Here is a 327-nt window from a genome sequence, read left to right as displayed (position 1 = left end):
CTGCTGGGGCGGAGGCTGTTCGCGACGGGGAATCGCGGGCCGCTGGAGGGGGTGAACGACGACCCGGCGGCCTTCGTGGCGGCGCTGGAGGATTCGCCGGAGGGCGTGCGGTGGTTGCTCGAACGCTGGGGGGAGATGCGCGATCTCATCGACGGCGATCACGCCTGGACGTATACCGATCAATTCATGTTCGTCCGGCTGCTGGGGAAGCATCCCTTCGACGCCGTCATCGACCGCGAGTTGAACGCGATCTTCCTGGCCTGGGAGGCGTTGGAAGAAGGCCGGGGCGTGGAGTTCTGGGGGCACTTGCATCTCGGGTCGTCGATC

1 protein-coding gene is annotated in these 327 nt (G+C 66.7%); it reads left to right on the top strand.

Going from position 1 to position 327, the window contains the following annotated elements:
* Window positions 1-327 (top strand): hypothetical protein (locus G5C50_RS32175; RefSeq protein ID WP_165076193.1); only part of this gene is annotated, 327 nt, incomplete at both ends.

The sequence above is a fragment of the Paludisphaera rhizosphaerae genome (assembly GCF_011065895.1).
Lineage (GTDB): Bacteria > Planctomycetota > Planctomycetia > Isosphaerales > Isosphaeraceae > Paludisphaera > Paludisphaera rhizosphaerae.
Note: the sequence above shows the minus strand (reverse complement) of the source record. Positions and strands in the feature narration are given on the sequence as shown.